Annotated in this window: 3 protein-coding genes; all 3 read right to left on the reverse strand. The window is 51.3% G+C overall.

What is annotated here, in order from left to right:
• Positions 1–33: 33 nt before the first annotated feature.
• The 3 genes from H7U12_RS05590 to H7U12_RS05600 all read right to left on the reverse strand — a co-directional run bounded on the left by H7U12_RS05590 (position 34) and on the right by H7U12_RS05600 (position 9087).
• Entirely contained in the window at positions 34–1683 is a 1650-nt protein-coding gene (locus H7U12_RS05590) for a RagB/SusD family nutrient uptake outer membrane protein (protein ID WP_241749168.1), read from the reverse strand.
• Positions 1684–1732: 49 nt separating this feature from the next.
• Complete coding sequence (locus tag H7U12_RS05595) at positions 1733–4792, reverse strand: SusC/RagA family TonB-linked outer membrane protein (protein WP_241749170.1); 3060 nt, start codon at positions 4790–4792, stop codon at positions 1733–1735.
• Positions 4793–5013: 221 nt separating this feature from the next.
• A complete protein-coding gene (locus H7U12_RS05600; RefSeq protein ID WP_186634240.1) occupies positions 5014–9087 on the reverse strand; it encodes a hybrid sensor histidine kinase/response regulator transcription factor in 4074 nt (1357 codons plus the stop codon).
• Positions 9088–9405 lie beyond the last annotated feature (318 nt).

Below are 9405 nucleotides of genomic sequence, written 5' to 3' on the forward strand. Positions count from 1 at the left end.
TTTGTACACCATGGGAGATCAATGACTTAAAGACTAGTATCCTGGGTTCTGCTCTAACTTTCCTCCGGATGCCTGTATCTCTGCTCTAGGAATGGGTAGCCAGTAATGCTTGTTCTGGAAGCTACGTCCTTCCAGCGCTACCTTGCGGTTGAACACGAAGTTGGTGCCCTGTTTGGTGATCTCCATGCCATAAGCAGGCACGTTCTCAGTTTGCTCCGCGATCAGCCACCGACGGACATCGTAGAAGCGGTGCTCCTCATAAGCCAGTTCCACCTGACGTTCGTGCCGTATCCGCTCGCGCATCTCAGCCTGGGAGAGCCCGGCTGGCAATGCCGGCATACTTACCTCAGGACGTTGTCTGATCAGATTGATGGCTTCGTACACCGTGGCATCTGGCCCCACAGCCTCATTTTGCGCCTCTGCGTAGTTTAGCAGAATTTCAGCATAGCGGAAATAAATCCAGGGCTGGCGACCGGCCACGTTCCAAGGGTTCTGGATGGGGTTGGTTTCATCCATGAACTTACGCAGGTAATAGCCCGTCTGGGAAGTGTTCCAGTTAGATGGACCGTCTTTGCTGTCTTTCCCGCCGGGCGTGAACGTTTCAACCGCTCTTCCGCGGTACGGGGCACCATTGTACAGGATGGTGGCGTAGAAACGGGGATCTCTGTCTGCATAAGGGTTCTGCGGATTATAGCCTGACGTTTGATCTGAGATCATTTTGCCATTGGACATTTCATAGGCATCTACCATGTTCTGCAAAGGGGCGTTTCCTCCCCAGCCATCGTACCCGTTAGGTCCGTTGGCAATCTCCAGGGCCGTGTGCCGGGAGTTCAGGTTGTAGTACCGGGCAAAGATGATCTCGGGGCTATTGCCTTCCTCCGCAATAAACATGTTGGCGTATTGCGGGTCAATTCTATACTTGTTTAACGCCATCACCTCTTTAGCCGCAGTAGCTGCGTCTTGCCAGGTAACCTGACTTCCGTTCTGTTTGTACAGCGGGCTGGCAGCATACAGCAATAACCTTGACTTTAACGCCAGGGCTGCTCCTTTGGTAGCTCTCCCCTTTTGCCAAGTGTTGCTGTTATCAGTAGGTAATCCGGCAACGGCTTCATCCAATTGAGCAATGACATACGCAATGCTCTCCTGCATGCTGGCACGGGTAAAGAGGGCAGGATCTGTTAAATCTTCATTCAACTGGGTTACTCTGTCTCCCACCAACACTACTCGTCCGTAGTTCCGGATCAAGTCATGGTACCGGAAAGCTCTGATAAACTTCAGTTCTGCCATCAGCAGATCCTTATGAGCCTGGCTCATCACCACCTTCTCACTGTTAGTTAAGGCATAATTCACCTCCCGGATGCTCCGGTAGCTTCTTCCCCACAGCGACCCGGCAATGCCTGTGTTCTCCGGGGCCAGCTGCCCACGCTGGATAAGCCAGGTATTGTCATCACTTCTATAAATGGATTCATCGGTCAGGGAAGACCATAAGGCATATTCCCAGCCTCTCCCAAACCCGGGTGGCACACCGTCTGCTTCTTTGTCCTGAAGCCGGGCACCAAGGTAACGGTTGATTACAAATGCCTCAAAGAGCACTGAATCTCCCACAATAGCTTCATCTGATACCCTATCGGTAGGCGTCACTTCTAGGAAATCTTCTTTACAGGAGCTTATGCACATTGCCATTCCTAGGGCAAATGCAGTAAATATTTTCAGTTTCATGATGTGCTTGGTATTAGAATTTGACATTTACCCCCAGGTTGATGATTCTTTGCTGCGGGTAGAATTGAGCGTTTCCTGAACTGGTTTCCGGGTCAAAATCTTTCACCTTGGTGAAAGTGGCCAGGTTAAAGGCATTGGCAAACACCCGTACATTCTCAATCTTGATTCTTGACAAAAGCTGGGACGGCAGGTTGTAGCCTAACTCCACGTTCTTCAATCTTAAGAAAGCCGTGTTATAGAACCAGAAGTCACTTGGGAATAGCCCCCCGCTCACCGCAGATCCGGTACGGGTGTCTACACGTGGGTAAGATCCGTTAGGGTTGGAAGGACTCCATCTGTTGTCGGCCCAGGTGCTGAAGTAATTTCCGCTTAATCCTACATCTGGCAACACATACTGTCTCACCTTCGCCTGTCCTTGGAAAAGGATGGATAGATCAAAGCCTTTGTACTCAGCCCCAAGGTTTAACCCGTACATGATTTGCGGAATATTCCCTAAGTCGGTTCTTACCTGGTCATCGGCGGTGATTTTGCCGTCTTTGTTGAAATCTTCGTAGATCAGATCACCCAGCTTGGCCCCGGATGGATGAGGGTATCTGTCCAGGTCTTCCTGCGTCCGGAAGATGCCAATGGAACGGTACAGCAAGGAAGTATTCATCGGGCCACCGGTCTGTCTTTGATAGTCAAGGATGCTAGGTGCCTCGTCTATGAATACGATCTTGTTTTTGGCATAAGTGATGTTCCCGGAGATGTTGTATCTAAAATCACCCGCGTTTTTGTCAAAGCCCAGGGTGGCCTCAATCCCATTGTTATCTACCCGGCCAATGTTCTCAGAAGGCACCAGTGCATCAGATCCATGCGGATTGACAATCCCGGTTGTGTTGGGCACTGAAGCGTTTCTGTTGGCCAGGATATCTTTCCGCTTCTGCTGGAAATAGATGAACTCGAAATTGAAGTTGTTCAGGAAGATACCGCTTACCCCTACATCTGTTTTCTGGGCTACCTCCCAAGTAATGTTCGGGTTGGCTAGCTTCACCAGGTTCAGGCCCGGGTACACTTCCCCGCCAATCACATACTGGTTACCAAAGGTATAGTTATTCATGAACTGGTTAGAGCCTACGTTATCGTTGCCTAGCTCACCGTAAGAAGCCCGAAGTTTCAATTCATTCATGAACGGCAAGCTGTTCTTGAACCAACCTTCTTCAGAGATTCTCCAGCCCAGGGAAAGACCTGGAAAATATCCCCAACGGCTGTTTTTAGGGAAGTTAGCGGAGCCATCGGCCCGCATCTGCAACTCTGCCAGGTACTTTTCTTTGTAATTGTAGGCAACCCGGCCCAGGTAGCTTCTTCTGGTGAAGATCCAGCTCCAGCCTGCGTTGCTCCTGTCATTAGGGCCGGTACCCCCTTGGGATAATTCCGGTGTCAGGATAGTAGGAAAGTTTCTTCTTCCGGCTTCCAGATGCTCCAGATTGTTTTCACTCTGCTCATACCCCACAAAGGCATTGATGCCGTGGTCACCAAAATGACGCTCAAAGTTCAATTTGATGTTGGCGGTGAGCAGCCCAGTATTCTCCTGGATCTGGGACAGGGAAGCTTTGGGTTCTCCTACAGTAACAGGCTTGTAGGTGTCATTGCCTTCATAAGAATACACTAGGTAAGGCTTCACAAAGGATTTGGTGAAGCTCTGGCCTCTGTCAACGGAGTAGAATCCGTCTACGGACAGTCCTTCTAAAAACGCGAAGTCATATCTGGCTCTCAAGATTCCGTTGAAGGTAAGTCGTTGGTTTTTGTTTAAGCCCGCGGCATCCGTCACGATCATGACCGGGTTGATACCACCTTCCACTCCTTGGGAAGGCATGCCGTTAGGATAACGGGCCGGGATGAACGGATAGGCTCTGTACGTCTGCCAGAAAATGCCGCCTGCGCCAAACTGCGGAAACTGTCTGTCTTCCTGCCGCCCAGACAACGACAAACCTACACTGAACCGGTCCGTGATGTTCGCATCCAGATTGGTTCTGAAGTTGTACTGCTTGTACTTAGTGGCGCCATCTTTGTAAAGCGCATCCTGATAAACGGTACCCAACGAGGCAAAGTACTTCACGTTCTCCGTTCCTCCATTTACCGACAGGTTCTGTCTGTTCTGGAGCGCTACTGAATTCAGCACCTCGTCCAGCCAATTGGTATTAGGGTAGTTCAAAGGATCTGACCCGTTTCTGAACAGCTCAATCTCCTCAGGGGTGTAGCGCTGATTTAAGCCGCCCGCGGTGTTATTGTAGTAGTCAATCTCGTTAAGGATAGATGCGTAGGTGGCCGCATCGGCGAACTTAGGCAAGCGGGTTGGGGAAGAAAATCCCTGGTTGAAGTTGTAAGACACGGTGGGCTTGCCGGTGGTCCCCCTTTTGGTGGTCACCAGGATTACGCCGTTTGCGGCCCGGTTTCCGTAAACTGCCGCCGAAGCGTCTTTCAATACGGTGATGCTCTCAATGTCATTGGGATCTAAGCGGTCTAAGCCGCCAATCTGGCCCGGCACCCCGTCCACCACAATCAGGACATCATTGTTCCCGGTAGTGGCCAATCCCCGCACTCTTATCTCGGCACCGTCATACCCGGGCTCACCGCCTCGGTTGTTGATGATCACCCCAGAAACCCGCCCCGCCAGTGAATTGGACACGTTAGGCTGCGGGCTGCGGTTAATGGCAGCCCCCTGCACTTCAGAGATAGAACCGGTCACGGTGGCTTTCTTCTGCACGCCGTAGCCCACTACCACCACCTCATCTAAGGTTTTGGCATCGGTCTTCAAGGAAACGTTGATGGTGGTCCGGTTCCCGATGGCCACTTCCTGCGTTTCATAGCTGATGAAGGAGAACACGAGCGTTCCCTCACCGGAAGGAGTCTGGATGGTGTAGGAACCGTCGGCATCGGTGGGGGCAGCGGTGGAGGTACCTTTTAGCAGGACGGTCACGCCGGGCAAACCGGTACCGGTCTCATCGGTCACTTTCCCTTTCACGGTATGCCCTTGAGCAAGGACTACCGCCACTTGAAAGAGCAATAGAGGCAGCACCAATAGGTACCTCATTGTTTTGAGTAAAGTATGTTGCATTGGGAAGAATGGGTTAGTTTGACAATACCTTAAGCGTATTCGTGAAAGGCAAAAGTAGAGAGTACTACTTATCGGCAGCACACCTGCTCTCCTGCTTTTCTATGTCAAAGAAACTGCATCCTTCCTCATTATAGAGGTGGCAAACTATTATTTAAACAGGGGTATATGTGTATTTTTATCAAAAACACCCCTGTGCATCAGCACATCTCTGCTGTTTTTATAAATTCTGACGGAGTGCATCCAAACTCTTTGGAGAAGCACTGCCTGAAGTACTTATCATCGTTGAAGCCCACTTGGCTGGCCACTTCAAACACTTTGTACTTGCCGGTTTTCAAAAGCCTGGCCGATTCCTGAAGGCGCAAGGTGCGTAAGTACTCCACCGGCGAGGCGCCGGTCAACAGTTTGATCTTTTTATACGCCAGAGACCGGCTCATATTTAAGGCGGCGGCCAGGTCGTTCACATTAAATTCAGAGTTGTCCAGGTTCTCTTTCAGGATATCGTAAATGCGTTTCAGGAATTGCTCATCCAGCGAGTTGGCCTCCTTCTCGGGCGGTTGGGGCTGCGGGCTGTTGATGTTGAAAAGGTTGAGGTAAAATTTCTTGAGCTTTTCCTGAGACTCCAGAAGGTTCTTAATTTTCAACTGTAACAGCTCAGGGCTGAAGGGCTTGGTTAGATAAGCGTCTGCCCCGGTGTCCAGGCCTTCTTTGTGATGGGCAAAAGCGGTCCGGGCCGTCAGCAGAACTACCGGAATATGACTGGTCCGGATGTTGGACTTCAGTTCCCGGCACAATTCCATCCCATCCATCACGGGCATTTTCACGTCACTGATGATGATGTTAGGATGATGGGCCAAAGCCAGTTCCAGCCCCTCCTGACCGTTAACAGCCTCCAACACGTGGAAATGCTCACTGAGATAGTATTTCAGGAGGTTCCTGATTTCTTCCTCGTCTTCTACGATCAGAATCTTGCGCTGTCCTTTTTTAGGCTGATTTCCCAAATCCAGCCCCAAAACGTCTTCAAAGGACGAGACCTCCTGGAGTCTGTTTTCCGGCAGCGGGATAGGGGCTTGATGATTGACGAAAGAAGCAGCGTTTAGGTGCTCTTTTCCCAAAGGAAGCTTAAAACCAAACGTAGCGCCGGCCCCTTCCTGACTTTGGACAAAGATGTGCCCCTTGTGCAACAAGACGAGCCGCTTGGCCAGGGCCAGCCCCAACCCTGAACTCATGGGCGTTACCGGATCTCCCTGGAAGAACCAGTCAAAGAGGTGTTTCTGCTGGTTGGCGGGAACGCCCATGCCGTTGTCTTTCACCTCAACGGTGACGAAACCAGCCCCTGCCGTATTTTCTACGGTAAGCGTCACGGAGATGCTGTTTCCCTTACCTAGATACTTGAACGCATTGGAAAGCAGGTTACTCAACACCATCTCTACCTTTTCCCGGTCAAACCAGACCAGCACCGGCGCGTCCGGGACTTCCAGCCGGTAATCCACCTGCTTTTTATAGGCCAGTTCCTGGAAAGTGATGTAGGTTTCTGTCACGAAGCTCACCATGTCTTCCTGCTGTACTTTCAGGACCATGCTACCTGCTTCGGCTTTGCGGTAGTCCAGCAGTTTGTTGATCAGGGCGAGTAACTTGTGGGCGTTCCGGTACACCATCTGCAGTTTCTTACCGGTCTCGGGCGCGCTTTCCTTGTTGATCATGTCCTCCAAAGGGCCCAGCATCAAGGTAAGCGGAGTTCTGAACTCGTGCGACACTTCGGTGAAAAAGCTGAGCCTTTCCCGGGCAATCCTCCGCTCTTTGCGGCTCTGCGCCTTGGCCACCATCAACTTCCGTCTGAGTTTCCTCTGCCGGGACAGGAAGCTGTAAACCCCGTACCCCATTGCCAATAGCAGCACCAGGTACAGGCAATAGGCCAGGGGCGTTCTCCAGAAGGGCGGCAATACCTCTACCCTGATGGAGGTAAACTCCTCTTCCCAGGCGTTCTCCTGGCTGGAGGCTTTCACTTGAAACGTGTACGTGCCCGGGCTCAGGTACCGGTACGTAGCGGAGCGCTGCTGCCCCACATAGTTCCATTCCTTGTCAAACCCTTCCAACTTATAGGCATAGTTATTCTTGGCGGGATGGGCATAATCCAGCGCCCCGAACTCAATTGTGAACACGGACTGATCGGGTCGTAAGACCAGGCTCTGGTTTTCCTCGATCAATTGTTCCTGCTCCTGGGGGCTACCCGGCTTATTGAAAAGCTGCAGCCCCGTAATCAGCACTTTAGGGGCAGAGGCGGTTTCCTTGATCTGGCCCGGATAGAACAGGTTCAGCCCTTTGGTGCCGCCAAACCCTATAAGGCCTTCCTGCCGGTTCACCAGCACAGACCCCGGATTGAACTGCCCGCTCTGCAAGCCATCAGAAATGCCGTAGTTGTGCAGTTTACCGGTCTGTAAGTCAAGCTTGGTTAATCCTCGGTTGGTACTTACCCAGATGTTCCCATGCACATCAGAATGAATGGCGTAAACGGTGTTGTTGGCCAAGCCATTCTTTTCACTGAATTGCTTTATCTTTTTATTAGCCAGGTTGTACTGGAACAAGCCATCTTCCTCGGTCCCGATCCAGAGGTTCTGCTTCTGATCCACGAAAAGAGCCAGCACCACCTCGCTGGAAGGGTCCCGCTGGCTGCCACCGGTGTAGGAATACTTTTTATAGATCCGTTTATCAGGAAAATAACAGCTCAGTCCGCCGCCATACGTGCCAATCCAGAGTCGGCCTTCTTTATCCTCGGCCATGGCCCTTACATCATTGGACGTTATGCCGCTGTTACCGGTGTTAAAATTCTGAAAACTGCGATTTTGCGGGTTGAGCAGACTCAAGCCGCCTCCGTTGGTCCCTACCCACAGATTGCGCTTTGAATCCTGGAAAAGAACCCGGACATCGTTCCCGCCCAAAGAAGTGGCATTGCCCGGATCGTGCTGAAAGTTCAGAAAAGAATCGGCCTCTTTCCGGTAAAGGAACAGGCCTTTGGAATATGAACCGAACCACAGATTCTGCTCAGCATCACGCAGGGCGCTGAGAATGGCATTGTCTTTCAGGCCTTTTTCTGGCTGGGAGCTGGCATAATGGCTGAGGATTTTGCCGGTTTTATCGCACTTGTAGATTCCGTTGCCATCTGTGCCGAGCCAGAAAGCCCCTTCATGGTCGGTGGTGATGCCGTAGTAACGGATCTCGTTTTGGGCCTGTTTTCCTGAAATCTCCTGCGAAAGCCGGAATTTGATAAACTTCTCCTTTTCTCGGGCCACCATTCTGATGCCATCGCCGTAGGTGCCCACCCACATGTTGTGGTCCTTATCCTCAAACAAGGCCTGTACAGAGCGTTGGGTAAGCGAGCGCCCATCTTTGCCCTGCACCTCAGTAAACAAGATATCCTCCGGAGAATCGTTTCTCAGCTTCCGTAAGTCCACCTGATACACCCCGCCGTCTTGCAGGCCCACCCACAGCATTCCTTTGCTATCTTCCAGCACAGACAACACAATGTTGCTGTCTCGGAAGTACCTTCTTCCCGAGAAAGGGATAAGGTGATTTCTGTTTCGGGAATACAGATACAGGCCCGTTGACGTACCCAGCCATATATTACCGGAGCGGTCTCCATAGATGCAGGTCACATTGGACTTTGCGACGATCCCCTGGTTAGGAAGCGTAATCTTCCCCAGGATAACCCCCTCTTTCACGCGGTACACGTTGATTCCGGCGTCCTGGGTTCCAACCCACAGCCAGCCTTTGCGGTCTTCATACACGCTGATGATCTTATCACTGGACAAGCCGGGTAAATTCTCCTTGCGGTACGCCGTAAACAGGTTCTTCTTTCTGTGGTAGTAAGAAATTCCCGCTCTATAGGAAGCTACCCACAGATCTCCGGATGGTGATTCTGCAATGTCTGTGATATCATCTCCCGCGATTGTGGCTTTTGCCTGAGGAGTGTAGCTGTAATGAGAGAAGGCCTCCCCTTTCGCATTGAAACGGTTCAACCCGTGGCGCGAGGACACCCACACAATTCCTTTGGAATCAGTGAACACCTTCCGGATGAAGTTACCCGTCAGGCTATTTTTGCGGGCAGGATCATACTTGAACACCTTGAAGGAATAACCGTCAAAGCGGTTCAGCCCGTCTTCGGTGGCAAACCACATCAAGCCACGGTTGTCCTGGCTGATGCTGGTGACAATGCCCAGGGACAGTCCTTCCTCCACCCCAAACTGCCGGATGATGTTTCCGGCCTGGTTTGGCAAAAACGAACATAAAGGAAGAGTCAGTCCCAGCAAGAGGCTAAGCTGAAGCACCTTAAAACCTAAGGACAACCGTACCTTGATCCAACTGATTCTGTTTCCGATTCCGTTTCCCAATTTTACAATTCCCACCTTACATGACAAGTCCTACTCTGCAACGTATCTCAGCGTACTTACCCAGTGCATGAAATGCTTGTATCTGCGATAGAGGTCTTCCTTCAGAACGCAAAAGCCGACCAACATAAGTACCTGCTGCCCACTGCTTCACTTAAAGGCTGTGTCCATCTGTTTTGCGGCTGTTTTCAGAAAAACAGCCGCAAA

The organism is Rufibacter sediminis, from assembly GCF_014269285.1.
In the GTDB taxonomy this organism is placed as follows: domain Bacteria; phylum Bacteroidota; class Bacteroidia; order Cytophagales; family Hymenobacteraceae; genus Nibribacter; species Nibribacter sediminis.

Excerpts from the sequence above, each read along its gene's own strand:
- H7U12_RS05590 (WP_241749168.1), bottom strand. The coding sequence starts at position 1,683 with ATGGCAATGTGCATAAGCTCCTGTAAAGAAGATTTCCTAGAAGTGACG.
- H7U12_RS05595 (WP_241749170.1), bottom strand. The coding sequence starts at position 4,792 with ATGAGGTACCTATTGGTGCTGCCTCTATTGCTCTTTCAAGTGGCGGTA.